The organism is Streptomyces sp. WAC 06738 (genome assembly GCF_003945505.1).
Lineage (GTDB): Bacteria > Actinomycetota > Actinomycetes > Streptomycetales > Streptomycetaceae > Streptomyces.
The window spans coordinates 6230103-6254200 of the sequence record NZ_CP029618.1 but is presented as its reverse complement, the minus strand read 5'-3'; the positions used below and the strand labels follow the sequence as shown (position 1 = coordinate 6254200).

The window sequence follows — 24098 nt, the reverse complement described above, 5'->3', positions numbered from 1 at the left end:
AATCAGTCTTCCGAGGTGTCCTGGGCCACCATCGTCCAGTCCAGACAGCGGCGCTGGAAGTCCGCCTCCTCGCCGAGCCGTACGAGCTGCTCCATCCCGTACGCGCGCACCGGCCGCGCCATCCGCACCGCCGGCTCCTCCGCCCCGGCGGCCGCCCGGCCGCCGCCCGCCCGTTCCCGCAGGACGAGGACGCCCTGGCGCTGGAGCGCGTGGAAGACGGCGGGCAGCGCGCCGGGGGGCAGCCGCTCGTCGGCGCAGACCTCGGTGGCGTCCGGAAGACGAAACGTTCCTGGAAAGACGCTGCAGCGCGCCCACAGCAACTGCTCTGCGGGGGTGAGCAGACGGTGGGTCCAGCGCAGCGAGGCCCGCAGCGAGCGCTGCCTGGCCGGCCAGCGCGGCTCCTCGACGGCCAGGTCGAGGCAGCCCGCGGGGCGGGAGATGCGCTCCAGCAGCCGGTCGGGGCAGTGCCGGGCGAGCTGGGAGGCGGCGATCCTGGCCGCCAGCGGCAGGCCCTCCAGCAGGGCGCAGGTGGCGTGCAGGGCCTCGCGGTCGGCGTCGTCGTCGAGCATGGCGTGCGGCGCCAGGCTCTCCAGCAGCGTCACGGAGTCGGCGGGCGCCAGCGGTTCGAGCCGCAGGGTCGCCCCGCGCGGCCGGCAACGCCGCCGCGCTCCGCCGCCTGCGCCGGGCCTTGCTCCCGCCCCCGCGGCAGCGGAGACCACGACTCGGGCTCCCGCGCCGGCCGGGGGCGCCGTACCGGGGCCGCCGCCGAGCGGCACCCGGCTCGTCACCACCACCCGCAGCCCCGTCCGCTGCCGCAGCAGCGCGTCCAGTCCGTCGGCGACCGCCCCGGCGACGTGCTCGCAGGTCTCCACGAGCAGGACCGCCGCCCGCCGTCCGCTGTCCGGCAGCCGCCGCGCCGCCTCCGCCAGCCGCCGGTGCACCGCGGCCGGCTCACGCACCGGCGCCATGTCGACGCGCAGCACCTCGGGGGCGGAACGCCCGCGGCCGAGACGGCCGATCGCCTCGGCCGCGAGCGCGCTCTTGCCGACCCCGCCGGGGCCGGTCACCGTCACCAGCCGCGTGTCACGTAAGAGTTCCCGAAGGCGTGCGGTGTCCGCCCGGCGCCCGATCAGCGTCATGTGGCCGTGCCCATCGTCGTCCAGGCTGGTCTGCTGCGTTTCCGCTGCGTCGCCGCAGCGGCGGAGTCCTCGTCGGCTCCGCGGGTTCAGCCTGCCCCGCGGACGGGCCGCGGACATCGGTAGCCCGCGCGGATCGGTATACGTATCCGCGCGGGCCGGGCCCGCGGCCTACCTAGGTAGGTGTGCGGGAACCGCGCTCAGAGCGCGGTCATCACGTGCTTGACGCGGGTGTAGTCGTCGAAGCCGTACGACGAGAGGTCCTTGCCGTAGCCGGACTTCTTGAAGCCGCCGTGCGGCATCTCGGCGACCAGCGGAATGTGGGTGTTGATCCACACGCAGCCGAAGTCCAGCGCCTTCGACAGCCGCATCGCCCGGCCGTGGTCCCTGGTCCACACCGAGGAGGCCAGCGCGTACTGCACGCCGTTGGCGTAGGCGAGGGCCTGGTCCTCGTCGGTGAAGGACTGCACGGTGATGACGGGGCCGAAGACCTCGTTCTGGATGATCTCGTCGTCCTGCCGGAGCCCGGAGACGACGGTCGCGGCGTAGTAGTAGCCCTTGTCGCCGATCCGCCGGCCGCCCGCCTCGACGCGCGCGTGCGCCGGGAGCCGGTCGACGAAGCCGGCGACGCGCTCCAGTTGCGCGGCGTTGTTCAGCGGGCCGTAGAGCGCGTCCGCCTCGCCGGGGCCGGTCTTCGTCTCGGCCGCCGCCTTGGCGAGGGCGGAGACGAACTCGTCGTGGACGGACTCGTGGACGAGCACGCGGGTGGCCGCGGTGCAGTCCTGCCCGGCGTTGAAGTAGCCCGCCACGGCGATGTCCTCGACGGCCTTGGGGAGGTCGGCGTCGTCGAAGACGATGACCGGCGCCTTGCCGCCCAGCTCCAGGTGCACCCGCTTGAGGTCCTTGGCCGCGCTGCCCGCGACCTCCTTGCCGGCCCGGACCGAGCCGGTGATGGAGGCCATCGCGGGGACGGGGTGCTCGACCATCAGCCGGCCGGTGTCGCGGTCGCCGCAGACGACGTTGAAGACGCCCTTGGGGAGGATCCCGCCCATGATCTCGGCGAGCAGCACGGTGGCGGCCGGGGTGGTGTCGGAGGGCTTGAGGACCACCGTGTTGCCCGCGGCCAGCGCGGGGGCGAACTTCCAGATCGCCATCATCACGGGGTAGTTCCAGGGCGTGACCTGGGCGCAGACGCCGATCGGCTCACGCCGTACGTACGAGGTGAGGCCGTCCATGTACTCGCCGGCGGACTTGCCCTCCAGCATGCGGGCCGCGCCGGCGAAGAACCGGATCTGGTCCAGCATCATCGGCAGCTCTTCCTCGCGGGTGAGCTCCAGGGGTTTGCCGGTGTCCTTGCACTCGGTCTCCAGCAGTTCGTCCGCCCTGGCCTCCAGGGCGTCGGCGATCTTCAGCAGCGCCAGCTGCCTCGCCCCGGGGGTGGCGTCCCGCCAGCCGGGGAAGGCCGCCGCCGCGGCCTGCACGGCGGCGTCGACGTCGGCGGCGCCGGACAGGGGCGCGGTCGCGTAGACCTCCTCGGTGGCCGGGTCGACGACGTCCATGGTCCGGCCATCGGCGGCGTCCCGGAATTCTCCGTTGATGTAGTTGCGCAGACGGCGCGGTTCGCTGGTCACTGCGACCCTCCAGTAGTCGGTCCGCTGATGCGCCCCACCCTAACGGCGGGAGATTTGCCCGTCACGAGGCGCCTGAACAGGAAGACTTCCGTCGCCGCCCGCGGCCTCGCCCGTGCGGCCACTTCCCCGTCCTCGTACGAGATTGACAGCTCAAGCATCTTGGAACAAGCGAATCCATCGCCTGTACGCCATTCATCCACGGATTCAGTTCCCGATCCCTTGCGGCGGGCTCCGGCGCTCGGGCAGAGTGACAGCGTGGCCACACATGACAAGAAGCAGGCGGGCTCGGCGCTGGACGACGTCTCGCTGAAGATCGTCGAGCAGTTGCAGCAGGACGGCCGCCGCTCGTACGCCGCGATAGGCAAGGCCGTCGGCCTCTCCGAGGCGGCCGTGCGCCAGCGGGTGCAGAAGCTGCTGGAGCAGGGCGTCATGCAGATCGTCGCCGTCACCGACCCGCTGACGGTCGGCTTCATGAGACAGGCGATGATCGGCATCACCGTCGACGGCGACGTCGAGCCGGTCGCGGACGCGCTGGCCGGGCTCGACGAGGTCGACTACGTGGTGGTGACCGCCGGCTCCTTCGACCTGCTCGCCGAAGTCGTCTGCCACGACGACGCCCACCTGCTGGAGCTCATCAACAAGCGGATCCGGGCGCTGCCCGGCGTCCGCGCCACGGAGAGCTTCGTGTACCTGAAGCTGCGCAAGCAGACCTACTCGTGGGGAACCTGATAACCGTGAGCAAGGACAGCACCGCCGCATCCGGCGCCACCCCCTCGGCCACCTCGAAGGCCGCGTACGACCACCTGTGGATGCACTTCACCAGGATGTCGTCGTACGAGAACGCCCCCGTGCCCACCATCGTCCGCGGCGACGGCGCGTACATCTACGACGAGACGGGCAAGCGCTACCTCGACGGCCTCGCCGGCCTCTTCGTGGTGCAGGCCGGACACGGCCGCACCGAGCTGGCCGAGGCCGCCGCCAAGCAGGCCGCGGAGCTGGCGTACTTCCCGATCTGGTCCTACGCCCACCCCAAGGCCGTCGAACTCGCCGAGCGGCTGGCGGCCGGCGCCCCCGGCGACCTGAACAAGGTGTTCTTCTCCACCGGCGGCGGCGAGGCGGTCGAGACCGCCTGGAAGCTGGCCAAGCAGTACTTCAAGCTCACCGGCCGGCCCGGCAAGTACAAGGTGATCTCCCGCGCCGTCGCCTACCACGGCACCCCGCAGGGCGCCCTCTCCATCACCGGCCTGCCGGGGCTCAAGGCCCCCTTCGAGCCGCTGGTCCCCGGCGCCCGCAAGGTCGCGAACACCAACATCTACCGGGCGGCCGGGCACGGTGGTGCCCCCGAGGAGCCGGCGGCGTTCGGCCGCTGGGCCGCCGACCAGATCGAGCAGCAGATCCTCTTCGAGGGCCCGGAGACGGTCGCCGCGGTCTTCCTGGAGCCGGTGCAGAACGCCGGCGGCTGCTTCCCGCCGCCGCCCGGGTACTTCGCACGGGTGCGGGAGATCTGCGACACGTACGACGTGCTGCTCGTCTCCGACGAGGTCATCTGCGCCTTCGGCCGGCTGGGCCACATGTTCGGCTGCGACCGGTACGGCTACGTGCCCGACCTCATCACCTGCGCCAAGGGCCTGACCTCCGGCTACTCGCCGCTCGCCGCCTGCCTGGTCTCCGACCGCGTCGCCGAGCCCTTCTACGCCGGCGGCAACACCTTCCCGCACGGCTACACCTTCGGCGGCCACCCCGTCTCCTGCGCGGTCGCCCTCGCCAACCTCGACATCCTCGGCCGCGAGGACCTCTACGGCCACGTACGCGCCAACGAGGAGGCGTTCCACGCCACCCTGCGCCGGCTGCTCGACCTGCCGATCGTCGGCGACGTGCGCGGCAGCGGCTACTTCTACGGCATCGAGCTGGTGAAGGACAAGGCCACCAAGGAGACCTTCACGGCCGAGGAGACCGAGCGGGTCCTCTACGGCTTCCTCTCCCGGGCGCTCTTCGAGAACGGCCTGTACTGCCGCGCCGACGACCGCGGCGACCCGGTGGTGCAGCTCGCCCCGCCGCTCGTCGCCGACCAGGCGGTCTTCGACGAGGCGGAGCAGATCCTGCGGGGCGTCCTCACCGACGCCTGGGCGCAGCTCTGACCCTGCCCGCCGGAGTGCGCGCGCGGGGCGGTCCCTCCGTACGAGCGGACCCCCCGGCGCGCCGCCCGCCGCCTCACCTGCGGTTCCGCCGCCCCTTCCTAGGGTGCGAGTGACCGGAGCCCTGCCGTCCTCGTTCCACCACCGTGGGGGCGCAAGGGGACCCAGGGAAAGAGGTGTGCGATGACCGCGGCGACCACTCGGACCGCCCCACCCGACAACGACGTGCTGTGGGCCCGCTCCCTGCACTACGCCCACGGCGGCACCCCGGCGCTGGCCGGCGTCTCGCTGGGCGTCGCACAGGGCGAGATCCTCGCCGTCCTCGGGCCGCGCGGCAGCGGCAAGACGACCCTGCTGAAGTGCCTGTCCGGGCAACTGCTGCCCCAGCAGGGCGAGGTGTGGTTCAACAGCGGCCCCGTGCACACCCTCTCCGTCGGCGCCCGCGAGCGGCTGCGCCGGGACCGCTTCGGCTGGATCGGCACCCGTCCCGAGCTGGTCCCCGAGCTGACCGCCTGGGAGAACGTGGCGCTGCCGCTGCTGCTGGCCGGCGATGCGCACCGCGTGGCGCGGCGCGCGGCGATGGAGTGGCTGGAGCGCCTCGACGCGGGCGACATCGCGCGCTGCCGGCCCGCGGTGCTGCCGCAGCAGCAGCGGCAGCACGTGGCCATCGCCCGCGCGCTGGTCGCCGGGCCCGACGTGGTCTTCGCCGACGAGCCGACGGCTCCGCTGCGGCAGGCGGAGGGGGTGCAGGCGCTGCGTACGCTCGTCGCGGCGGCGCGCTCGCACGGGATCAGCGTCGTGCTCGCCGGGCCGGAGGGCGACGCGGCCACCGCCGGGGCGGCGGACCGGACGTTCGCGCTGGTCGACGGGCGCCGGGCGGGCGGGGCGCGGACGGCGGCGGAGGTCGCGGGGTACGGGGACGGGGCGGCGGCAACGGGTACGGAGGCGGGGGCGGCGCGGCCGGCCGGGGCGCCGGGGCCCGCGGGGACGACGGAGAACGCGGAGGACTCGTGCTCAGTCTCCGCCTAGCCCGCGGCTCCCACCCGCTGGTCCTGCTCCGCCGGCTGCTCGTCGCGTGCGCCTCGGCCGGCGTCGGCTTCCTGCTGCTGACCGCCCTGGGCCACGCCTCGCCCGAGCAACTGCTGTGGTGCGTGGCGCCGCTGGCGGCCACCGTCCAGTTCGCGGTGGCCGTGGCCCGTACCGACCCGCACGCCAGGCCGTCGCAGGCGCTCTCCTCCGCGGGCTTCGGCCCGGCCACGGCGCCGGCGGTCGCCGCGGTGACGACGGCGGTGTCGTGCCTGCTGGGCAGCGCGCTGGCGCTGCTGTTCTTCCTGCACCTGCGCGGCGACCTGTCGGGGCTGCCGTTCGACGGCGCCGCCGCCGCGCTCCTCGGCGCCGGCGGCCCGCTGCCCGTCGTCGGCGCGCTCACGCTGCTCACCTGCGTACCGGCGCTGGCCGCGGCGGCGAGCGCGGCGAGCCTGCGCCCGCGGCGTACGGCGGCGCAGGGCTCCGCCGCGGCGGCGGCCCGGCTGCGGGCCCGGCGCGAGGCGGCGGACGCGACCGGGGTGACCCTGGCCGCGCCGGGGCCGGACGGCGACGACCCGCCGGTCCCCGCCGACCTGCCGTGGGGCACCGCGCTGGCGACGACGGGCCTGGCCCTCGGCGCGTACGCGGGCAGCTTCGCGAGCGCCGGGGACGACGCGGCGCTGAAGTTGCCGCTGCCCGGCGGCTCCGGCGACGCGGCGCCCGCGGTCGTCGCGAGCTGGGCCCTGATCACGGCGGGCCTGATCCTGGCGGGCCCCGGCATCGTCCACCTCTGCGGCCGGCTGCTGTGCGCGCTGCGCCCGGGCGCCCTGCGGCTGCTCGCCGGGCGGGTGCTCCAGCAGGAGGCCCGCCGGGTGGGCCGCCCGCTGGGCGCCCTGTGCGCGGTGGCCGCGGGCGGGGTGCTGTGCACGCTCGTCTGGCCGGACGGCGACGACGCCCGGTCGCTGGGCCCGTTGACGGTGCTCGGCGCGGCCACGGTGGTGGGCTGCGCGGTGGCGACGGCGGGCATGGCGGCGCTGGAGTCCACACGCGCCCGTACCCACGCCACCACCGCCCTCCTCCGCCTCGGCGCCTCCCCCCGCCTGCTGCGCCGCGCGGCGCTGCTCCGCACGACGGTCCTCCTGGCGGTCTTCGCCCCCCTCTCCCTGGCCCTGGGCGAACTGGCCTCACTGCCGCTGCGTTAGCGGAGGGCGGCGACGGCCGTCCCCTCCCCTGTGCGGGGGACCGCCGCGTCCCCCGTGTGAGCGCCCGCGGTTCGCCCGGGCGCGTGACGACCCCGGGGGCGTCCGCTGCCTAGCCTCCCCGCATGACGACGTACGGAGACATCCGCGCCCGGCGCCTCCTCGCCGCCCTGCTCGTGCTGCTGGTGCTGCCGGCGGCGGGCGCGTGCGGGGCGGACCGTGACCGGGACCGGGGCGTGCGGGACGACGGTGCCGCCGGGAAACGGACGGAAGCGCGCACCGGCGATCCCGCCGCCCGGGCGGTGGAGAAGTACCTCGACGAGGTGTGGCCGGAAGACGCGCCCGGCACCGTCGTCGCCGCCCGCGGCGGCGCCGCGGTGACCTGCTCGGGGCGCGGGCCCGCCGACCCCGGGACCGGTGCGCGGGCGGGCTGCGGCACCGTGTACGACATCGCGTCGATGACCAAGCAGTTCACCGCCGCGGCGATCGTCAAGCTCCAGACCGAGGGGAAGCTGCGCGTCACCGACCCCCTCTCCCGCCACCTCGACGGCGTGCCCGCGGGCAAGCGCGGCATCACCCTGCACCACCTCCTCACCCACACCGCGGGGCTGCCCGAGTCCCTCGGCGACGACTACGACCCGCTCTCCCGCGCCGGGCTGGTCTCCGGCGCCCTCGCCGCCCCGCTCCACTCGCCGCCCGGCGAGCGCTACGCGTACTCCAACACCGGCTACAGCCTCCTGGCCGCCGTCGTGGAGGAGGCGTCCGGCACCGGCTACGAGCCGTACCTCGCCGGCCACCTCTTCCGCCCCGCCGGCATGACCGACACCGGGTACGTGCTGCCCGACTGGGACCGGGACCGCATCGCCGTCGAGTACGACCGCGGGGGCCGCCCGCAGGGCCGGCCGATGGACCATCCCTGGGCCGGCGACGGCCCGTACTGGAACCTCCGCGGCAACGGCGGCATGCTCTCCACCGCCCGCGACATGCTCCGCTGGCACCGCGCTCTCCTCGGCGACCGCGTCCTTCCCGCGAAGGCGAGGAAGCTGCTGTTCACGCGGTACGTCCCGGAAGGCGGCGGCGCCGGGTCCTTCTACGGCTACGGCTGGAGCCTGCTCGACCTCGGCGGCGCCCCCGTCGCCACCCACGACGGCGGCAACGAGTGGTCCTCGGGGCGCGTCGCCCGTTTCCTGGACGACGGCACGCTGGTCTTCTGGATCAGCAACGCCGCGACCCGCGCGGGCGCGTGGGATCTGCCGGACCTGGACCGGGAGTTGACGACGGGAATCGCCGAACGGGTGCGCGAACGCGCCTAGGGTGGGGCGCATGCCGCACTCCCCCTTCGAGATCGAGTCCCTGGCCGAGTTCGACGCCGCCGTCGCCTCCGGTTCCATCAGCGGGTTCCGCGTGCAGTCCGTCGATCTGACGGACCGCACGCGGCTGCTGCTCACCGCGGACGTGCACGGCGCGGTCTTCCTCGGCTGCCCGATGGCCGAGGAGGCGGCGCACCGCGTGCAGCGCGACGGCGCGCTGGTCTTCCCCGTCGTGCCGGATCTGCCGTTCGACCCGTACCGGGGTGCGCTCTACACCCCGGACGAGTTGTTCGCGGGCCTGGCGCGGGGGTACGCGCAGACGCCCGACGCCCGCTCGTACGCCTGGTTCCAGCGCACCCGCGCCGAGCACGACATATTCGCCGCCGTCATCCGCGGCATGCACGACGAGTCGATGTCCAACGCGCTGGACGAGCGGCTGCGCGCCTGCCGCCCCGTCGTCGGCGTCATGGGCGGGCACGCGCTGGAGCGCGGCGGCGAGGACTACGCGGGCGCGGCCCGGCTGGGCCGGGCGCTGGTGCGCGCCGGGTTCGACGTGGCCACGGGCGGCGGTCCCGGCGCGATGGAGGCGGCCAACCTGGGCGCGTACGCGGCGGAGTTCGACGACGCGATGCTGGACGAGGCGGTGCGGATGCTGGGCAAGGCGCCGTCGTTCACGCCCTCGGTGGCGCAGTGGGCCGAGGCGGCGTTCGCGGTACGGGAGCGGTGGCCGGGCGGCGGCGACTCGATCGGCATCCCCACCTGGTTCTACGGCCACGAACCGCCGAACGCCTTCGCGGGGCACATCGCGAAGTACTTCGCGAACGCGCTGCGCGAGGACGGGCTGCTGGCCCGCAGCACCGCGGGCGTGGTGTTCCTGCCGGGCGCGGCGGGCACGGTGCAGGAGATCTTCGACGCGGCGACGCCCAACTACTACGAGTCGCGCGGCGAGCCGCGGCCGATGGTGCTGGTGGGCCGCGACCACTGGTCGGCGCGGCTGCCGGCGTGGCAGTTGCTGTCGGCGCTGGCGGACGGCCGCTCGATGGCGCCGCGGATCGCGCTGGTCGACGGGGTGGAGGAGGCGCCGGAGGCGCTGCTGAGGCTGGGCGCCGCGGACTAGGACGCGGGCTCCACGCGCTGCCCGGCATCCTGCCCGGAGTACCGTCCGGCGTCCGGGTCCGGCGGCAGCGTGACCGTCACCGTGAGCCCGCCGCCGTCGCGGGGGCGGGCGGACGCGTCCCCGCCGTGGGCGCGCGCGACGGCCCGTACGATCGACAGTCCCAGCCCGGCCCCGCCGCCGGTGACCAGCCGGTCGGCGCCCAGGCGGCGGAACGGTTCGAAGAGGGCGGGGATCTCGTACGGGGGCACGGTGGGCCCGGTGTTGGCGACCCGGAGTTCGGCCCGGCCGCCGGCCCCGGTGGCGCAGGTGACGCGGACGTGCCCGCCCGCGCCGGAGTTGTGGCGGACGGCGTTCTCGACCAGGTTGTGCACCAGCCGCTCCAGCAGCAGCGCGTCGCCCGCGGTCCACGCCTCCGCGGTCTTCACGGTCACCTCGATCCCGGCCTTCGCCGCCTCGGAGACGGCCTGGGCGGCGACGTGGGTGACGATGTCGGCGAGGTCGACGGGGTGCCGTTCGGTGATCTCGTTCTCGGAGGAGGCCAGGAGCAGCAGCCCGCTGATGAGCCGCTCGTGGCGGGAGTTGATCTGCAGCAGGTCCTCGCCGAGGCGCCGGATGTCCGCGGAGGCGGCGGGCCGGTGCATGGCGGTCTCGACCAGGGCGCGGCCGAGGGTGAGCGGGGTGCGCAGTTCGTGGGAGGCGTTGGCGACGAAGCGGCGCTGGCCGTCGAAGGAGCGGTCGAGCCGTTCGACCATGGTGTCGAAGGTGTCGGCGAGTTCCTTGACCTCGTCGTCGGGGCCGGCGAGCGCGATGCGTTCGTGCAGCCCGCGGCCGGCGGCGGGGGCGTCGGCGATCCGCCGGGCGGTGTCGGTGACGCGGTGCAGCGGGGCGAGGACCCGGCCGGCGACGAGCCAGCCTGCGCCGGCCGCGGCGGCGCCGACGACGAGGAGGGCGATGCCGCCCTGGGTGAGGAGGGAGGTGCCCGCGGCGTCGCGCAGGACGTCCTCGCGGCTCTCGGTGAACCGCTGGTGTTCGGGCCCGGGTTCCGGACCGGGGCCGGGGGCGCGGGCGGGGGTGCCGGCCGGCGCCGCGGAGGGTTCGGTGGCGCTGCTGTTGAAGGTGCCGCCGGCGCCGAGGCGGGCGTTGAACAGGATGTAGGTGAGGCCGAGGAGTACGGCTCCGGCGGCCAGGAACATGGCCCCGTAGACGAGGGTCAGCCGGGCGCGCAGGGTGAAGCGCCGCGGCCGGAGCACGGTGCGCGGGCCGCTCATGGGATGCGGTATCCGACACCGGTGACGGTCTCGACGACGGGCGGCTCGCCGAGCTTGCGGCGCAGCTTGAGCACCGCGAGGCGGACGGCGCCGGTGAAGGGGTCGGCGTGCTCGTCCCACGCCTTCTCCAGCAGGAGTTCCGCGGAGACCGGGGCGCCTTCCGCGCGGAGCAGTTCGGCGAGGACGGCGAACTCCTTGCGGGAGAGGGGCACAGAGCGTCCGTCGCGTACGACCTCGTGCCTGGCCTGGTCCAGGGCGATCCCGGCGCGGCGCAGCACGGGCGGCGCGGCGGGCCGGGCGCGGCGGCCGAGGGCGTGGACGCGGGCGGCGAGTTCGGGGAAGGCGAACGGCTTGGTGAGGTAGTCGTCGGCGCCGAGGCCGAGTCCCGCGACGCGGTCGGCGACGTCGGCGGAGGCGGTGAGCATCAGCACGCGCGCGGCGGAGCCGGCGGCGACGAGGCGGCGGCAGACGTCGTCGCCGTGGACGGCGGGGAGGTCGCGGTCGAGGACGACGACGTCGTAGTCGTGGACGGCGGCGCGCTCCAGCGCGGCGGCGCCGTCGTACGCGATGTCGACGGCGTGCGCCTCGGCGCGCAGCCACTCGCGGACGGCGGCCGCGAGCACCGGCTCGTCTTCGGCGACCAGCACCCTCATCGGCGGCCTCCCGTAGCTGGGTTCGGAGGCTCATGGTGCCGAAGGACGCGTTTCCTCGCCGTTAGGAGACGGGGGCGTACGGCGGAAACGGCGGGGAAACGCGCCGCCGCGTTGCATCGGCCCGTACGGCGCGGGCGGCTTGCGCCCGCGCCCCGAAGGAGCGGAGACGACGATGCGACGACGTACGCGCACCGCGCTCGCGGCCCTGCCGCTGGCGCTCACCCTGGCCCTCGCGGGCTGCGGCTCCGGCGGCGGCGACGGGACGGTGGCGACCGCGGGCGGCGAGGAGAAGAAGAGCGGCGGGAAGGACCCGGTCGCGGACGACATGGACGAGCAGATGCTGCAGTTCGCGCGGTGCCTGCGGGAGAACGGCGTGGACGTCCGGGACCCGGAGCCCGGGCAGGGCGTGAACCTGAACATGGACGGCGTCGGCAAGGCGAAGGCGGAGCGCGCCATGGAGGCGTGCCGGGAGTACGACCCGGCGACCCTCTCGAAGAACGACCCGATCAGCAAGGAGCTGGAGGAGAAGCTGCGCGCGTACGCGCGCTGCATGCGGAGCAACGGTGTGGCGGAGTTCCCGGATCCGGTGCCGGGCGGCGGGCTGCAGATGGACGGCGCGATCGAGCGGGACCCGGACTACGACGGGGCGGCGAAGGCGTGCAAGAAGCTGATGCCGGCGGGCGAGGGCGAGAGCTCCACGAACGAGGTGGAGGGCGAATGACGGCGCAACCCGCCGCCTCCCGGCAGGAGCCGGGCCCCGGGGACCCGCCCGCGGCGGACCGACCGGCCGCGGACCCGACCGCCGGCGGCCCCGGGGCGGATCCGTCTCCGCCGCGCCGCGGCCGGCACCGCCGCAGGCGGCGGCGGATCGCCGCCGGGGCGGTGTTCCTCGCCGCGACGGGCGGCGCCGCGGCGGCCGGGCTCGGCCTCGGCGGCACCGGCGACCCGGCCGGCGCCGCCGACGGCGACCTGCCCCCGGCCACCGCCGAGGTGACCCGTGGCACCCTGGTCGACACCCGGAGCGCCGACGCCGAGCTGGGCCACGGCCCGGCCACCGGCGCCGCCGCCCGCACCGACGGCACGCTGACGGAACTGCCGCGCGCGGGCGCGCGGGTGACCCGCGGCGAGGCGCTGTACGAGCTGGACGACGAGCCGGTGACCCTGCTGTACGGGGACCTGCCCGCGTACCGCGCGCTGGCACCGGGCGCCGAGGGCACGGACGTGGCGCAGCTCGAGCGCAACCTGAGCGCCCTCGGCTACACCGGCTTCACCGTGGACGACGCCTACTCCGGCGCCACGGCCGCCGCCGTCCGCGACTGGCAGGCCGACCTGGGCGCCGGGGCGACGGGCCGGGTGGAGCCGGGGCAGGTGGTGTTCGCGCCGGGCCCGGTCGTGGTGGCGAGCGTCGACGCGCAGCGCGGCGACCTCGTCGCACCGGGCGCCGACGTCCTCACGTACACCGGCACCGACGTGGCCGTCACCGCGGAACTGGACGTCGCCGACCGGCGGCTCGCGCGGCGGGGCGCGAAGGCGGGCGTGGAGCTGCCGGACGGGCGGACGGTGCGCGGCACGGTCGCGGAGGTGTCCGTACGGACGCGGCCGGCCGACGGCGAGCAGGAGGCGCGGACAGTGGTGGAGGTCGTCGTCCGGCTCGAGGGCGCGGAGGCGCGAAAGGCGGCGTCCGCGTACGACGAGGCGGGCGTGCACGTGGACTTCACCGCGGGCCGGCGCGAGAACGTGCTGACGGTGCCGGTCGCGGCGCTGCTGGCGCTGGCGGAGGGCGGCTTCGGCGTGGAGGTGGTGACGGACGGCACGACCCGGTACGTACCGGTGGAGACGGGCCTCTTCGCCGGCGGCCGGGTCGAGGTCTCGGGCGAGGGCCTGACCGCGGGCACGAAGGTGGGCATGCCGCGGTGATCGAGCTGACGAACGTGGTGAAGACCTACCCGGGCGGCGTCACCGCGCTCGCCGGGGTCTCCCTGCGCGTGGCCGCGGGCGAACTCGTCGCCGTCACCGGCCCGTCGGGGTCGGGGAAGTCGACGATGCTCCACGTCCTGGGCACCCTGGACCGCCCCACGTCGGGCGGGGTGCGGATCGCGGGGTACGACGCGGGCGCGCTGTCCGACGCCGGCCTGTCCGCGCTGCGGGCCCACCGGATCGGCTTCGTCTTCCAGCAGTTCCACCTCGCGGGCGGCACGTCGGCCCTCGACAACGTCGCCGACGGCCTCCTCTACACCGGCCTGCGCCCGGCGGAGCGCCGCCGCCGCGCGGCGGGGGTGCTGCACCGGGTGGGCCTGGCCCACCGCATGGAGCACAGGCCGCACGAGCTGTCGGGCGGCGAGCGGCAGCGCGTCGCGGTGGCCCGCGCGGTGGCGGGCGACCCGCCGCTGCTGCTGGCGGACGAGCCGACGGGGGCACTGGACACGGCGTCGGGCGCGGGGGTGGTGGAACTGCTGCGGGAGCTGAACGCGGCGGGGACGACGGTGGTGGTGATCACGCACGAGCGGGAGCTGGCGGCGTCGCTGCCGCGGCAGGTGCGGTTGCGGGACGGCAGGCTGGAGCAGGAGGGGGCGAGGGCGAAGTGAAGGGAAGGCCGGCTGAGGAGATGCCACCCGCGGTCCTCCGGCCGGGGGACGTGGTGCGCGGCGGGGCGGTGGGGCTGCGGACGCGGCCGCTGCGGGCGGTGCTGTCGGCGCTGGGGATCGCGATCGGGATCGCGGCGATGGTGGCGGTGGTGGGGATCTCGTCGAGTTCGCGGGCGGATCTGGACCGTACGCTCGCCTCGCTGGGCACGAACCTGCTGACGGTCTCGCCGGGCCGGACGATGAGCGGCGGGCAGGCGAAGCTGCCGGCGCGGGCGGAGTCCATGGTGGCCAGGATCGGCCCGGTGACGTCGGTGTCGGCGATCGGCCAGGTCCCGGACGCGCACGTCTACCGCACGGACCGGGTCCCGGAGGCGGAGACGGGCGGTCTGGCCGCGTACGCGGCACGCACCGGCCTCCCGGAGGCGACGGGCGCGCGGCTCCGTACCGGCACCTGGCTGAACGCGGCGACGGCGCGCTATCCGGCGGTGGTGCTGGGCGCGACGGCGGCGGAGCGGCTGGGCGTGGGCCGGGCGGCACCGGAGGTGCGGGTACTGGTGGGCGGCGAGTGGTTCACGGTGGTGGGGATCCTGGAGCCGGCGCCGCTGGCACCGGAACTGGACACCGGGGCGCTGGTGGGGTGGCGGGCGGCGAAGGACCGGCTGGGCTTCGACGGCCGGGCGACGACGGTCTACACGAGGTCGGCGGACGCGGCCGTGGAGGAGGTCCAGTCGGTGCTGGGCGCGACGGCGAACCCGGCGGCGCCGAACGAGGTGGAGGTCTCGCGCCCGTCGGACGCGCTGGCGGCGAAGCGCGCGGCGGGCGAGGCGTTCACGCGGCTCCTGCTGGGGGTGGGCGCGGTGGCGCTGCTGGTGGGCGGCGTGGGGGTGGCGAACACGATGGTCATCTCGGTGCTGGAACGCCGCGCGGAGATCGGCCTGCGCCGCGCCCTGGGCGCCACCCGGGGCCACATCCGCACGCAGTTCCTGGCGGAGTCGCTGCTGCTGTCGGCCCTGGGGGGCGCGGCGGGCGCGCTCCTGGGGGCGGCGGTGACGGCGTCGTACGCGGCGTCGCAGTCCTGGCCGCCGGTGATCCCGGCGTGGACCCTGGCAGGCGGCCTGGCGGCCACCCTGACGGTGGGCGCCCTGGCGGGCCTCTACCCCGCCCTCCACGCCAGCCGCCTCTCCCCGACAACGGCCCTGGCAACGCCGTAGCGGGAGTGGGGGGTGGGGGTGATGTGGGGCCCTCACCCCCCGAGTACCACCACCTCCGACGGGTCGAACTCCACCCCCACCCGTGCCCCCGCCTCCGGCGCACCCCGCAGGGCCACCGACGACTCCAGCTCCGGTCCCCTCACCGGTCGCAGCGTCAGCAGCACGTGGTCCCCCCGGAAGGTCCGCCCCACCACCGCGCAGTCCAGCCCCGTGCCCGCCGGGCGAACCCGTACCCCCGCCGGCCGTACCAGCAGCGCGTGCTCCCCCGAGACCCCGGAATCGGCCACCCCCACCCGCCCCCACGGCGTCTCCGCCGCCGATCCGCGCACCGTCCCCCGTACGACGTTCGCAAAGCCCAGGAACCGCGCCACGAACTCGTCCGCCGGCCGCTCCCACACCTCCACCGGCGTTCCGGTCTGCGCCACGCGCCCCTCCCGCATCACCACCACCCGGTCGGAGAGCGCGAACGCCTCCCCCTGGTCGTGCGTGACCGCCAGCACCGTCGTGCCCAGCCGCCCGAAGAGCTGCCGCAGCTCCACCACCAGCCGCTCCCGCAGCGACCGGTCCAACTGCCCCAGCGGCTCGTCGAGCATCAGCAGGTGCGGCGACGGCGCCAGCGCCCGCGCCAGCGCCACCCGCTGCTGCTCCCCGCCCGACAGCGCCCCCACGGCCCGCCGCTGCGCCCCCGGCAGCCCGACGAGCGACAGCAGTTCCGCCACCCGCTCCCGGGCCGCCGCCCGCGAGGCCCCGTGCATGCGCAGCCCGAAGGACACGTTCCCGGCCACGTCCCGGTGCGGGAACAACTGCTGGTCCTGGAACATCAGCCCCACCCCCCGCCGGTGCGCCGGCACCCCGGCCAGGTCCCGGCCGCCGAGCAGCACCCGCCCGCCGGCGACGGGCTGCAGCCCGGCCACCGCCCGCAGCAGCGTGGACTTGCCGCTGCCGCTGGGCCCGAGGACGCTGACGATCTCGCGGTCCGCGACGTCGAGGGCGATCCCGTCGACCGCGGCGCGGGCGCCGTAGCGCACGGTGACGTCGTCGAGTACGAGCATCAGAACTCTCCCGCCTGGTTCTTGCGGACCCGTTCCAGCAGCAGCAGCGAGGCCGCGCACACCGCCATGAGGATGGTGCTCAGCGCCATCGCCTGCCCGTAGTTGGTCTCCCCGGCCCGCCCGAGGAGCCGCGCGACGGCGACCGGCAGCGTCGGCCGGTCGGGCCCGGCGATGAAGACGGTCGCCCCGAACTCGCCGAGGGAGACCGCGAACGCGAAGCCGGCGGCGACGAGCACCGCCCGCCGCACCAGCGGCAGGTCGACCTCCCGCCAGGCCCGCAGCGGTGACGCCCCGAGCACGGCGGCGGCCTCCCGCAGCCGGTCGTCGACGGCGCGCAGCACGGGCAGCATGGTCCGTACGACGAAGGGGACGCCGACCAGCGCCTGCGCGAGCGGCACGAGGATCCAGGAGGACCTGAGGTCGAGCGGCGGGCTGTCGAGGGCGATGAGGAAGCCGAAGCCGACGGTGACGGCGGAGGTGCCCAGCGGCAGCATGAGCAACGCGTCGAAGCCGCGGACGAGGGGCCCGGCGCGGCGGGTGACGGCGGCCGCGGCGAGGCCGCCGACGACGACGGCGATGACGGTGGCGACGGCGGCGTAGGCGAGGGAGTTGCCGACGGCTTCCAGCGGCGGGACGGCGAACGTGCCGTCGCTCTCCTGGAGCGCGCGGTAGAAGCCGGGGCCGTGGCCGCCGGGGGTGGCGAAGGAGCGTTCGACGAGGACGGCGAGCGGCGCGAGGAGGAGCACGGTGACGAGGGCGACGACGCCGCCGAGGAGGGCGCGTTCGCCGGCGCCGCGGGGGCGGCGGGCGGTGGTCTCGGGGGCGACGAGGCGCAGCGCGGTCTCCCGGCGGCGTACGGTCCAGGCGTGCACGGCCAGGACGGCGGCGACGGCGGCGAGTTGGAGGAGGGAGAGGACCGCGGCGGTGGGCAGGTCGAGGAAGTCGGCGGTCTGGCGGTAGATCTCGACTTCGAGGGTGGCGTAGGCGGGGCCGCCGAGGATCTGGATGACGCCGAAGGAGGTGAAGGTGAAGAGGAAGACCATGAGGGCCGCGGCGGCGACGGCGGGGCCGAGCGCGGGCAGGGTGACGTGCCGCCAGGCGGCGAGGCGGCCGGCGCCGAGGACTCGGGCGGCTTCTTCCTGGCGCGGGTCGAGCTGGGCCCACAGGCCGCCGACGGTCCGTACGACGACGGCGAAGTTGAAGAAGACGTGGGCGAGGAGGATGGCCCACACGGTGGTGTCCAGCCGTATGCCCCACCACCCGTCGAGGACGCCGCCGCGGCCGGTGAGCGCGAGGAAGGCGGAGCCGACGACGACGGTGGGCATCACGAACGGCACGGTGACCAGGGCGCGCAGCAGTTGCTTGCCGGGAAAGTCGAAGCGGGCGAAGACGTACGCGGCGGGCAGCGCGAGGACGAGGGTGAGCCCGGTGGAGGCGGCGGCCTGCCAGAGGGTGAACCAGAGGACGCCGAGGATGTCCGGGTCGCCGAGGACGTCGGGGATGCGGCCGAACTGCCAGCGGCCGCCCTCGCGCAGCCCGCGGGCGACGATGGCGCTCACGGGGTAGGCGAAGAAGACGCCGAGGAACGCGGCGGGTACGGCCATAAGCGCGAGCCGCCCGGCCGCCCCGCGTATCCGGCGGCGGCGCGCGCCCGCCGCCGGTCCGGTCGGCGTACCCGTACCCGGTCCGGTGTCCGTCTTGCCGCGGCCCGCGGCCCGGGTCACTTCACGACCAGCGAGGTCCACGTCTTGATCCACTGCTCCCGGTTGTCGTCGACGGTCGCCGGGTCGAGGGTGTGGGGGTCGGCGATCTCCTCGCCGTAGCGGGTGAAGACCTCGGGCAGCGCGGTGTCCTCGCGCACGGGGTGGACGAACATGTTCAGCGGCATGTCCTGCTGGAACCGCTCGCCGATGAGGAAGTCGATGAGGGCCTTGCCGCCTTCGGCGTTGCCGGCGTTGGCGAGCAGCCCGGCGAACTCGATCTGGCGGAAGCAGGTGCCGGTGGACACCCCGGTGGTGGCCTCCTGGGGCCGGGACTCCATGTCGAGCACGGGCGGGCTGGAGGCGTACGAGACGACGAGCGGCTTGTCGCCCTTGCCGGCGCCGGAGAAGCGCTCGTAGTACGCCTGCTCCCAGCCGTCGACGACCTCGACGCCGTTCTCCCGCAGCTTGCCCCAGTAGTCCTCCCAGCCCTCCTCGCCGTACTCGTCGGCGGTGGCGAGGAGGAAGGCCAGGCCCGGGGAGGAGGTGGCGGCGTTCTCGGTGACGAGGAGGTCCTTGTAGCGGGGGTCGGCGAGGTCGTCGAAGGTCTGCGGCGGGTCGAGGTTCTTCTCCTCGAAGTACGCGCGGTCGTAGTTGACGCAGACGTCGCCGTAGTCGACGGGGGTGACACGGTGTTCGTCCGCGTCGAGCTGGAGTTCCCCGGGTATGCGGTCGAGCCCCTTCGCCTCGTACGGCGTGAAGATGCCGTTGTCGAGGCCGCGGGAGAGCAGCGTGTTGTCGATGCCGAAGAAGACGTCGCCCTGGGGGTTGTCCTTGGAGAGGACGGCCTGGTTGACGGCGGAGCCGGCGTCCTTGCCCTTGAGGATGTCGACCGTGTACCCGGACTGCTTCTCGAACGCCTTCAGCACGCCGTCGGAGACGGCGAAGGAGTCGTGGGTGACGAGGGTGACGCTCTTGTCGCCCGCGCCGGACCCGGATCCGTCGCCGGAGTCCGAGCCGCAGGCGGCCAGGCCCAGGGCGAGGGACGCGGCCAGGGCGGTGGTGACGATGCGCTTCATCGGGCTGCTTTCGTGGCGGCGGGCAGCCCGGGCAGCAGCAGAGTCTCGACCGAACTTCCTACCCAGAATGACCTGGGCGAGGTTCGAGGGTCTGCGGCCTGGACGGTGCCGCACTCTCAGCGCTGCGAGCGCTCCCCTGTCGGTGTGTACACGTGAACGGTATCAGGCGGGGGTGTCGGCCGCGGAGGCGGCGAGCTGCCCGCAGGCGCCCTCGATCTCCTGGCCGCGGGTGTCCCGTACGGTCACGGGCACGCCGTGGGCCTCCAGGGCGGCGACGAACGCCCGCTCGTCCTCGGGCCGGGAGGCGGTCCACTTGGAGCCGGGGGTGGGGTTGAGCGGGATGAGGTTGACGTGCGCGCGGCGGCCCTTGAGGAGGCGGCCGAGGAGGTCGGCGCGCCATGCCTGGTCGTTGATGTCCTTGATGAGCGCGTACTCGATGGAGACGCGGCGGCCGGAGCGGGCGGCGTACTCCCAGGCGGCGTCGAGGACCTCGCGGACCTGCCAGCGTGTGTTGACGGGCACGAGGGTGTCGCGCAGCTCGTCGTCGGGCGCGTGCAGGGAGACGGCGAGGCGGCACTTGAGCCCCTCGTCGGCGAAGCGGTGCATGGCGGGCACGAGGCCGACGGTGGAGACGGTGATGCCGCGCTGGGAGAGCCCGAGCCCGTCGGGCTCGGGGTCGGTGAGGCGGCGGATGGCCGACAGCACGCGGTTGTAGTTCGCCAGCGGCTCGCCCATGCCCATGAAGACGATGTTGGACAGCCGCGCCGGGCCACCGGGCACCTCGCCGTCGCGCAGGGCGCGCATGCCGTCGACGATCTGGTGGACGATCTCGGCGGTGGACAGGTTGCGGGTGAGCCCGGCCTGGCCGGTGGCGCAGAACGGGCAGTTCATGCCGCAGCCGGCCTGCGAGGAGATGCACATGGTGACGCGGTCGGGGTAGCGCATGAGCACCGACTCGACCAGCGTGCCGTCGAAGAGCCGCCAGAGGGTCTTGCGGGTGGTGTCGCCGTCGCAGCTCAGATGCCGTACGACGGTCATCAGCTCGGGCAGCAGCCCCTCGGCGAGCTTCGCCCGGGATGCGGCGGGCACGTCGGTCCAGCCGGCCGGGTCGGCCGCGTAGCGCGCGAAGTAGTGGCGCGAGAGCTGCGCGGCACGGAACGGCTTCTCCCCCAGCTCGGCGACGGCGTCGCGGCGCTCGGCGGGGGTGAGGTCGGCGAGGTGCCGCGGCGGCTTCTTGGCACCACGGGGGACGGCGAAGGTGAGCTCTCCTGGCTTCGGCATAGCCGTACCAGTGTCGCAGACGGATTCACCCCCGCCCGCCTCATCCCCGAACGCCCTGATTCGTCGCTACGAGCCCACTGGCCGGCGCTCACCGAAACCGCGCCCCGGGAGGGGGGAGGCGGCGGCCGGGTCAGCCCGCGCCGACGAAGATCACCATCAGCAGCCAGACCACCGGCGCCGTCGGCAGCAGCGAGTCCAGCCGGTCCATGATCCCGCCGTGGCCGGGGAGCAGCGTGCCCATGTCCTTGATGCCGAGGTCCCGTTTGATCATCGACTCGGCGAGGTCGCCGAGCGTCGCCGAGGCGGCTGCCGCGGCGCCCAGCAGGAGCCCCTGCCACCAGCGGCCGTCGTCGATGAGCAGTTCCATGCACACCGCGCCCGCCGCCATCGCGAAGGCCAGCGCGCCGCCCAGGCCCTCGCGGGTCTTGCCGGGGCTGATGCGCGGGGCGAGTTTGTTGCGGCCGAGCTTGTAGCCCACGGCGTACGCGCCGGTGTCGCTGATCACCGTGAGGATCAGGAATGTCAGCACCCGCTGCGGCCCGTCGTCGTCCGCGGCGAGCATCAGGGCGACGAAGGAGGCGAGGAACGGCACGTAGAACGCGGCGAAGACGCCGGCGGTGACGTCGCGGAGGTAGTCCTCCGCGGGGCGCGTCAGCCGCCAGACGGGGACGGCGAGGGCGGTGAGCGCGAGGGCCGCTCCGGCGCCCTCGGCGCCGGCCGCGTACCCGGCGATGACCATGGCGATGCCGCCGAGCACCAGCGGCACCAGCGGCGTGCGGATGCCGCGGACCTCCGCCAGCCGCGACGTCAGCTCCCACAGCCCGACCGCCACCGCGACGACGATGACGCCGAGGAAGAGCACTTTCACGACGAAGAGCGTGGCCAGCACGATGGCGCCGAGGCCGAGCCCGACGCCTATGGCCGCGCCGAGGTCCCGGCCGCCGCGGCGCCGCTTGGGAGCGGGCGGCGGCGGGGTGGAGGGATCGCCCGGGGCGCCGGATCCCCCGGAGGGACCTGGGGAGGGTTCGTCGGCAGGGGCGTCGCCGGACACGATGGGCATGCGCGGAGTCTGCGCCCTTTCACCCCCGCCGTACACGGGACCCGCCGGGGCCCCCCTGGAGGAGTCGTTCATCAGACCTCGAGCAGCTCTGCTTCCTTGTGCTTGAGCAGCTCGTCGACCTGGGCCACGTACTTGTGGGTGGTGTCGTCGAGCTCCTTCTCGCCGCGGCGGCCCTCGTCCTCACCGATCTCGCCGTCCTTGACGGCCTTGTCGATGGTCTCCTTGGCCTTGCGGCGTACGGAGCGGATGGCGATCCGCGCGTCCTCGCCCTTGGCCCTGGCGACCTTGATGAACTCCTTGCGGCGCTCCTCGGTGAGCTGCGGGAAGACCACCCGGATGATGTTGCCGTCGTTGGAGGGGTTGACGCCGAGGTCGGAGTCGCGGATCGCCTGCTCGATGTTGCGCAGGGCGCTCTTGTCGAACGGGGTCACCACCGCCATCCGCGGCTCCGGCACCGAGAACGACGCGAGCTGGTTGATGGGGGTCTGGGCCCCGTAGTAATCCGCCGTGATCTTGTTGAACATCGCCGGATGCGCCCGCCCGGTGCGGATCGCGGCGAGGTCCTCCTTGGCGACCACGACGGCCTTCTCCATCTTCTCCTCGGCTTCGAGGAGGGTCTCTTCGATCACCACTGGCTCCTGGTCTCATCCGTGAACGGAACGGGAGTGCTCCCGTCCGCCCGTACCATGCCTGCACGGTGTCCGACCGGCAGGCCGTTGTCCATCCCTCAGACCCGGCTGCCGTGCGCGCTCACGAGCGTACCGATCTTCTCACCCCGCACCGCCCGGGCGATGTTGCCCTCCTTCAGCAGCTCGAAGACGAGGATGGGCAGTTCGTTGTCGCGGCACAGGGTGACGGCCGTGGCGTCGGCGACCTTGAGGTCACGGGTGATGACCTCGCCGTATCCGAGCGCGTCGAACTTCACCGCGTCGGGGTTCTTCTTGGGGTCGGAGTCGTAGACCCCGTCGACGCCGTTCTTCCCCATGAGCAGGGCCTCGGCGTGGATCTCCAGGGCGCGCTGCGCGGCGGTGGTGTCCGTGGAGAAGTAGGGCATGCCCATGCCGGCGCCGAAGATGACGACGCGGCCCTTCTGCATGTGCCGGATGGCGCGCAGCGGGATGTACGGCTCGGCGACCTGGCCCATGGTGATCGCCGTCTGCACCCGGGAGTCGATGCCTTCCTTCTCCAGGAAGTCCTGCAGGGCGAGGCAGTTCATGACCGTGCCGAGCATGCCCATGTAGTCGGAGCGGGCCCGGTCCATGCCGCGCTGCTGCAGTTCGGCGCCGCGGAAGAAGTTGCCGCCGCCGATCACCACCGCGATCTCGTACCCGTCGCGGACGACGGCCGCGACCTCGCGGGCGATGGCGTGCACGACGTCCGGGTCGACGCCGAGGTCCCCGCCGCCGGAGAACGCCTCGCCGGACAGCTTCAGCAGGAAGCGCGAGCTGTCCCTCTTCGTATGGTGGCCTTTGTCCGCCTTCTCCCGGTGGCCGTGGTCCGCGTCGGCGTCCTCGTTCATGAAGTCTCCTCGTGCGCATGCGAAAGAGGCCATCGCCGTGGGGTTCTCATCCACCCATTCCCGGCAATGGCCTCCTCGTCACTTCCGCGGCCCGGCGGCGGTCCCCCGCACCGGCCCGCAACAACTCAACCCGACCCTAGCGGGGCCGGTGGCCGTTCGCCGTACACCGTGCGCCCCGTACGCCGCGGCGACCCGCCCCGCGTGCGCCGGATCGCGGCGCGCGCCGTCCGGTCGCGCTTGCGCGCGCCGGGCGCACGGTGCCCGCCGGTGGCGCCGGTGCTCAGGCGCCGACGCGGATGCGCGCGAAGCGGATCACCTGCGCGCCGGCCTCGTCGAGCACCTTCCGCACCGACTTCTTCGGGTCCTTGGCGAACGGCTGGTCCAGCAGCACGTTCTCCTTGAAGAAGCCGTTCACCCGGCCCTCGACGATCTTCGGCAGCGCGGCCTCCGGCTTGCCCTCCTCGCGGGAGGTGGCCTCGGCGACGCGGCGCTCGTTCTCCACCGTGTCGGCCGGGACCTCCTCGCGGCTCAGCCAGCGCGGGCTGAAGGCGGCGATGTGCTGCGCCACCTCCTTGGCCGTCTGCGGGTCGGCCTTGTCCAGCTCGACGAGCACGCCGACCTGCGGCGGCAGGTCGGGCATGGTGCGGTGCATGTACGTGCCCACGTAGGCGCCCTCGAAGCGCGCGAAGCGGTCGAGGACGATCTTCTCGCCGAGGGTGGCGTTGGCCTCGTCCACGTACGCCTGGACGGTCTTGCCGTCGATCTCGGAGGCGAGCAGCGCCTCCAGGTCGGCCGGCTTGGTGGCCGCGACGTGCTCGGCGAGGGCGTCGGCGACGGCGATGAACTTGTCGCCCTTGGCGACGAAGTCGGTCTCGCACTTCAGCTCCAGCAGGACGCCGGAGGAGTTGTCGTCGGCGATCAGGGAGACGACGGCGCCGTTCTCGGCGGAGCGGCCCTCACGCTTGGCGACGCCCTTCTGGCCCTTGACGCGGAGCAGCTCCACGGCCTTGTCGACGTCGCCCTCGGCCTCTTCCAGCGCCTTCTTGCAGTCCATCATGCCGGCGCCGGTGAGCTCCCGGAGCTTCTTGACGTCGGCGGCGGTGAAGTTCGCCATGATTCGGTGGTTTTCTCTTCTC

Annotated in this window: 22 protein-coding genes and 1 riboswitch; of the genes, 10 read left to right on the top strand and 12 right to left on the bottom strand. The window is 74.4% G+C overall.

Annotated features, from left to right (window positions below; genetic code table 11):
• Positions 1 to 2: 2 nt before the first annotated feature.
• Together DMB38_RS27565 and DMB38_RS27560 are read right to left on the bottom strand one after the other, a co-directional pair.
• Complete coding sequence (locus DMB38_RS27565; RefSeq protein WP_240662499.1) at positions 3 to 1073, bottom strand: hypothetical protein; 1071 nt, start codon at positions 1071 to 1073, stop codon at positions 3 to 5.
• A 263-nt stretch (positions 1074 to 1336) separates the two neighbouring features.
• On the bottom strand, positions 1337 to 2767 hold the full coding sequence (locus DMB38_RS27560; RefSeq protein WP_125937407.1) for a gamma-aminobutyraldehyde dehydrogenase: 1431 nt from the start codon (positions 2765 to 2767) through the stop codon (positions 1337 to 1339).
• Positions 2768 to 3022: 255 nt separating this feature from the next.
• Between DMB38_RS27560 and DMB38_RS27555 the strand changes: the two genes are divergently transcribed.
• The 6 genes from DMB38_RS27555 (at position 3023) to DMB38_RS27530 (ending at position 9554) form a co-directional block, all read left to right on the top strand.
• Positions 3023 to 3496: an Lrp/AsnC family transcriptional regulator gene (locus DMB38_RS27555; RefSeq protein ID WP_047018360.1), complete on the top strand. Its 474-nt coding sequence runs from the start codon at positions 3023 to 3025 to the stop codon at positions 3494 to 3496.
• Positions 3497 to 3501: 5 nt separating this feature from the next.
• Positions 3502 to 4905 (top strand): aspartate aminotransferase family protein, encoded by a 1404-nt coding sequence (locus DMB38_RS27550; protein WP_125937406.1) that lies wholly within the window; start codon positions 3502 to 3504, stop codon positions 4903 to 4905.
• 180 nt (positions 4906 to 5085) lie between these two features.
• Positions 5086 to 5931 carry an ATP-binding cassette domain-containing protein gene (locus DMB38_RS27545; protein WP_125937405.1) on the top strand — a complete coding sequence of 282 codons (846 nt, stop codon included), beginning with the start codon at positions 5086 to 5088 and terminating at the stop codon, positions 5929 to 5931.
• Positions 5913 to 7130 carry a hypothetical protein gene (locus tag DMB38_RS27540; RefSeq protein ID WP_125937404.1) on the top strand — a complete coding sequence of 406 codons (1218 nt, stop codon included), beginning with the start codon at positions 5913 to 5915 and terminating at the stop codon, positions 7128 to 7130. The genes DMB38_RS27545 and DMB38_RS27540 overlap by 19 nt, the downstream gene beginning before the upstream one ends.
• 122 nt (positions 7131 to 7252) lie before the next feature.
• Positions 7253 to 8440 carry a serine hydrolase domain-containing protein gene (locus tag DMB38_RS27535; protein ID WP_125937403.1) on the top strand — a complete coding sequence of 396 codons (1188 nt, stop codon included), beginning with the start codon at positions 7253 to 7255 and terminating at the stop codon, positions 8438 to 8440.
• Between the two features lie 10 nt (positions 8441 to 8450).
• Positions 8451 to 9554: an LOG family protein gene (locus DMB38_RS27530; RefSeq protein ID WP_125937402.1), complete on the top strand. Its 1104-nt coding sequence runs from the start codon at positions 8451 to 8453 to the stop codon at positions 9552 to 9554.
• On the opposite strand, the gene DMB38_RS27525 is transcribed toward DMB38_RS27530, so the two are convergent.
• Entirely contained in the window at positions 9551 to 10822 is a 1272-nt protein-coding gene (locus DMB38_RS27525) for a HAMP domain-containing sensor histidine kinase (RefSeq protein ID WP_125937401.1), read from the bottom strand. The genes DMB38_RS27530 and DMB38_RS27525 overlap by 4 nt on opposite strands.
• A complete protein-coding gene (locus DMB38_RS27520) occupies positions 10819 to 11475 on the bottom strand; it encodes a response regulator transcription factor (protein WP_125937400.1) in 657 nt (218 codons plus the stop codon). The genes DMB38_RS27525 and DMB38_RS27520 overlap by 4 nt, the downstream gene beginning before the upstream one ends.
• Positions 11476 to 11647: 172 nt before the next feature.
• On the opposite strand from DMB38_RS27520, the gene DMB38_RS27515 reads away from it, so the two are divergent.
• From DMB38_RS27515 to DMB38_RS27500, 4 genes are read left to right on the top strand one after another with little or no spacing between them, the layout of a single operon-like run.
• A complete protein-coding gene (locus DMB38_RS27515; protein ID WP_125937399.1) occupies positions 11648 to 12196 on the top strand; it encodes a hypothetical protein in 549 nt (182 codons plus the stop codon).
• The gene (locus tag DMB38_RS27510) at positions 12193 to 13392 is read left to right on the top strand and encodes a peptidoglycan-binding protein (RefSeq protein ID WP_125937398.1); all 1200 of its coding nucleotides are present in this window, start codon (positions 12193 to 12195) and stop codon (positions 13390 to 13392) included. The genes DMB38_RS27515 and DMB38_RS27510 overlap by 4 nt, the downstream gene beginning before the upstream one ends.
• A complete protein-coding gene (locus DMB38_RS27505) occupies positions 13389 to 14060 on the top strand; it encodes an ABC transporter ATP-binding protein (protein WP_125937397.1) in 672 nt (223 codons plus the stop codon). Before DMB38_RS27510 ends, DMB38_RS27505 begins: the two co-directional genes overlap by 4 nt.
• Before the next feature lie 20 nt (positions 14061 to 14080).
• Entirely contained in the window at positions 14081 to 15271 is a 1191-nt protein-coding gene (locus tag DMB38_RS27500) for an ABC transporter permease (RefSeq protein ID WP_125937396.1), read from the top strand.
• A 32-nt stretch (positions 15272 to 15303) separates the two neighbouring features.
• Here DMB38_RS27500 and DMB38_RS27495 read toward each other — a convergent pair whose 3' ends face one another.
• The 8 genes from DMB38_RS27495 to tsf form a co-directional block, all read right to left on the bottom strand.
• Positions 15304 to 16323 carry an ABC transporter ATP-binding protein gene (locus DMB38_RS27495; protein ID WP_125937395.1) on the bottom strand — a complete coding sequence of 340 codons (1020 nt, stop codon included), beginning with the start codon at positions 16321 to 16323 and terminating at the stop codon, positions 15304 to 15306.
• Positions 16323 to 17927: an iron ABC transporter permease gene (locus DMB38_RS27490; RefSeq protein ID WP_125939312.1), complete on the bottom strand. Its 1605-nt coding sequence runs from the start codon at positions 17925 to 17927 to the stop codon at positions 16323 to 16325. The genes DMB38_RS27495 and DMB38_RS27490 overlap by 1 nt, the downstream gene beginning before the upstream one ends.
• Positions 17928 to 18043: 116 nt before the next feature.
• Complete coding sequence (locus tag DMB38_RS27485; RefSeq protein WP_125937394.1) at positions 18044 to 19102, bottom strand: thiamine ABC transporter substrate-binding protein; 1059 nt, start codon at positions 19100 to 19102, stop codon at positions 18044 to 18046.
• A gap of 37 nt (positions 19103 to 19139) precedes the next feature.
• Positions 19140 to 19250: riboswitch (TPP riboswitch) on the bottom strand.
• Positions 19251 to 19264: 14 nt separating this feature from the next.
• Positions 19265 to 20383, bottom strand: a complete 1119-nt coding sequence (rlmN, locus tag DMB38_RS27480; RefSeq protein WP_125937393.1) for a 23S rRNA (adenine(2503)-C(2))-methyltransferase RlmN — start codon at positions 20381 to 20383, stop codon at positions 19265 to 19267.
• Positions 20384 to 20513: 130 nt separating this feature from the next.
• Entirely contained in the window at positions 20514 to 21443 is a 930-nt protein-coding gene (locus tag DMB38_RS27475) for a phosphatidate cytidylyltransferase (RefSeq protein ID WP_125937392.1), read from the bottom strand.
• Between the two features lie 71 nt (positions 21444 to 21514).
• Positions 21515 to 22072 (bottom strand): ribosome recycling factor, encoded by a 558-nt coding sequence (gene frr, locus DMB38_RS27470; RefSeq protein ID WP_047018345.1) that lies wholly within the window; start codon positions 22070 to 22072, stop codon positions 21515 to 21517.
• 98 nt (positions 22073 to 22170) lie between these two features.
• Positions 22171 to 22962: a UMP kinase gene (gene pyrH, locus DMB38_RS27465; RefSeq protein ID WP_125937391.1), complete on the bottom strand. Its 792-nt coding sequence runs from the start codon at positions 22960 to 22962 to the stop codon at positions 22171 to 22173.
• 280 nt (positions 22963 to 23242) lie between these two features.
• Positions 23243 to 24076, bottom strand: coding sequence for a translation elongation factor Ts (gene tsf / locus DMB38_RS27460; RefSeq protein WP_125937390.1), 834 nt, complete (start codon positions 24074 to 24076; stop codon positions 23243 to 23245).
• Positions 24077 to 24098 lie beyond the last annotated feature (22 nt).

Bases quoted from the DNA above. Each gene is read 5' to 3' on its own strand.
- DMB38_RS27500 (WP_125937396.1), top strand. From the start codon at position 14,081: ATGCCACCCGCGGTCCTCCGGCCGGGGGACGTGGTGCGCGGCGGGGCG.
- DMB38_RS27495 (WP_125937395.1), bottom strand. From the start codon at position 16,323: ATGCTCGTACTCGACGACGTCACCGTGCGCTACGGCGCCCGCGCCGCG.
- rlmN (WP_125937393.1), bottom strand. From the start codon at position 20,383: ATGCCGAAGCCAGGAGAGCTCACCTTCGCCGTCCCCCGTGGTGCCAAG.
- DMB38_RS27525 (WP_125937401.1), bottom strand. From the start codon at position 10,822: ATGAGCGGCCCGCGCACCGTGCTCCGGCCGCGGCGCTTCACCCTGCGC.
- DMB38_RS27485 (WP_125937394.1), bottom strand. From the start codon at position 19,102: ATGAAGCGCATCGTCACCACCGCCCTGGCCGCGTCCCTCGCCCTGGGC.
- tsf (WP_125937390.1), bottom strand. From the start codon at position 24,076: ATGGCGAACTTCACCGCCGCCGACGTCAAGAAGCTCCGGGAGCTCACC.
- DMB38_RS27510 (WP_125937398.1), top strand. From the start codon at position 12,193: ATGACGGCGCAACCCGCCGCCTCCCGGCAGGAGCCGGGCCCCGGGGAC.
- DMB38_RS27490 (WP_125939312.1), bottom strand. From the start codon at position 17,927: ATGGCCGTACCCGCCGCGTTCCTCGGCGTCTTCTTCGCCTACCCCGTG.
- DMB38_RS27535 (WP_125937403.1), top strand. From the start codon at position 7,253: ATGACGACGTACGGAGACATCCGCGCCCGGCGCCTCCTCGCCGCCCTG.
- pyrH (WP_125937391.1), bottom strand. From the start codon at position 22,962: ATGAACGAGGACGCCGACGCGGACCACGGCCACCGGGAGAAGGCGGAC.
- DMB38_RS27475 (WP_125937392.1), bottom strand. From the start codon at position 21,443: ATGCCCATCGTGTCCGGCGACGCCCCTGCCGACGAACCCTCCCCAGGT.
- DMB38_RS27520 (WP_125937400.1), bottom strand. From the start codon at position 11,475: ATGAGGGTGCTGGTCGCCGAAGACGAGCCGGTGCTCGCGGCCGCCGTC.
- DMB38_RS27530 (WP_125937402.1), top strand. From the start codon at position 8,451: ATGCCGCACTCCCCCTTCGAGATCGAGTCCCTGGCCGAGTTCGACGCC.
- DMB38_RS27515 (WP_125937399.1), top strand. From the start codon at position 11,648: ATGCGACGACGTACGCGCACCGCGCTCGCGGCCCTGCCGCTGGCGCTC.
- DMB38_RS27545 (WP_125937405.1), top strand. From the start codon at position 5,086: ATGACCGCGGCGACCACTCGGACCGCCCCACCCGACAACGACGTGCTG.